Annotated in this window: 1 pseudogene; it reads left to right on the top strand. The window is 39.6% G+C overall.

Features of this window, described 5'->3' with window-relative positions:
- Nucleotides 1-198 precede the first annotated feature (198 nt).
- Nucleotides 199-2,611, top strand: a pseudogene (locus HMPREF3216_RS00015) (hypothetical protein); the annotation flags it as partial.

The following is a 2,611-nucleotide window of genomic DNA, read 5'->3' as shown; positions in this document are numbered from 1 at the left end:
CCCCGCAGGAAATTTTACAGTCTAAACTAATGTCAAACTGAAAAATATTATAAAAAATAGCAAAAAATGATAGAATTTTAAATAGACTCATTTAAATAGAGAGCTTTATTACTAGCTTTGGAGAGATTTGTCATAGAATTCGTTCTATTTATTTGTTTAAAAATTCGTTAAAGATTAGGGAAAATTAAGGAGATTGTTATGGCTACCACTAATCCTTCAAAACATACATCATCATCAAAATCTTCTAAAAAGCGTTCTGCACACAAAGTGCACACACTTCCGTTAGCAACAATGGCTGCTTTGTTGACAGCAGCAACCTGCTTAGGCAGCCAACCTGCCATGGCTGTTACGGCAAACAAAGTTACTACACCAACACAGGCCGGAGTAGTTAGCAGTCTTACGAGCACGGTTGCTGAGCATCAGAATCGTGAAGCTGATGTGGTTGTTAACAATCCAGAATGGCTTAAAACTCCTAGTATTCTTGAGTTCCAGCGTTATCGTGCTACTAATGATGAAAATAAAGATAAAAAGACAATGAATTCCGATGAGTATGGTAGCGATGAGCACAATACTCTGATTAAAAAAACGGATATGTATGCACATATCGAAACAATAGATGGCGCTAAATATCTCGTATTCGACGTGTTCTTCAACAATGATGCTCAGTCGATGATAAAGCTTTCAAACAGGCAGTGGTATATATGGCAAGTACCGTACCAAATTGCTAAGTTAAATTCCGATGGTTCGTATGCGAGCGACACAATTCGCGACTTACGTTTTGACGCTTACAAGCTTAAAGATGCATCACAAAATGACAAATTAAACCGCAAGATGAACCTTACTCTTTCGCGCGATTTTTCCAATTTTGAAAAAGTAGACAATCAATCAACAACTATAAACTTCCCATATGATAGTGAAAAAAGTTTCGGCGGCAATAGGAATAAGTCTTCAAGCTTCCATTATAGTTTAGGACCGAATCAGACAAAATATGAAAGAGATATGAAAGATCTATTCCGTGAGAATCACAATGATTACGCTCTTGGTAAAGCAACTTACCCAGAGAGCCCATATAGTGGTTGGAATTATGGAATAGGTATTCAAACTTCAGAAGTAAATCTTGCATTCCATATGCATGCCGCAGTAAAGCTTAACGATACAGCAATTAACGAAAAAGCTACGACGTATGATGAAAAGTACGCTAATATACATAATGCTTGGACTTGGGCAGATTCTGCATCATATGCACGCACAACAAGCTCGTCCTACGTGTGGCTTTCTGGACGAGATCCAAAAGTTGACCAAGATAAAAACTTAAAACGTCACAAGGATGACAGCGAAGCGCCAAAAATTTATTACAATGGCAAAACTGAAATAACCGACAAAACTAAGCCCATTAAACTCAAGGAAGGCGAAAAACTAAGCTTCACTACCACCGATAACAAGGGTTATATTGAGAAGTTTAGCATTTCTGGTTTAACGGACACTCCTATAACCAAGCAAGGCGCTGGAAGCAAAGACAATCCACTTTCATCAGGTGACATCACTGTTACTAAAGGCATGAACAACAAGACAGTAACCATTACTTCCGAGGATGGCTCTGGCAACGTTACCACACGCAAAGTTAAAGTCAGAGTCAAAGTTACTACACTTGCTGATGAACATCCTCTTAGCGGTAAAACCATTGATGTTACCGTTGGTGATCAATTACCGAAATTGACAGAAATTGACAAACTTGTTGAGATTAAAGACGAAGGCAAGCTTGAAAAGAAGCCAAAATTAAAGTGGAACGGCACTGCTCCAAAAACTGATACAGTTGGCGTATTTACCCCTAGTATTAAGGGAGAATACTCCGATAAGTCCAAGAGTTTTACAAACGTAACCATCAATGTTAAACCACAGAAGCCAGTTATCGACACTGATCTGACTAATCTTGCTGGAAAGAAAGGGCAGAAAGTAACAGTATCTGTTGGAAGCGGCATTCCTAAGGATGATAAGGTTACTACAACAGTTAAACTGTTTGATAAAAATGGCAAGGAAATCGGCTCTACTACAACGATTAACAATGGTAAAGCGGAGATTACTGTTAAGTATGGAATTCCTGAAGGCGACGTGTATGCAACAACGACTGTAACGAAGCCTGATGAAACGAGTCCTAAAGGAATAACTCCAGGGTTTAACCTAATTTCAGAAAACAGTGAGAAAAAACAAGCTACCAAGCCTAAGGATACTCAAAAACCAACAATTACTGCTACTGCCGAGTCATCGTCTGTAACAGTTGGGCAAGATTTGAAGATTCACATTGTTGCTACAGATGATGTGAAGGTTGAAAAAATCAACTATATAGACGCGCTAATTGGCGCCAATCTGCTTCAACAAGCTGATATCCTTAGTGGTCGTGCAAGTGTTTCAAAAACCACTGACACTGATCAGGAACAAGTGTTGGATCTCACTGTTACGAAGATGCAGCCGAAGGAAGTTGGCACGCATACTCTAACCCTCACAGTAACCGACTCGGCAGGAAAAACTGGCAACGTAACTCTAACCATAACCGTGAAACCAGCTGCTCCAACCGTCACTGTCCCAGCAGACGGAAAAGATCAAGGCTCAGCCA

This window comes from Gardnerella vaginalis (assembly GCF_001546455.1).
GTDB lineage: Bacteria > Actinomycetota > Actinomycetes > Actinomycetales > Bifidobacteriaceae > Bifidobacterium > Bifidobacterium vaginale_B.
The sequence above is the reverse complement of the archived record's forward strand: the minus strand, read 5'-3'. Positions and strand labels throughout refer to the sequence as shown.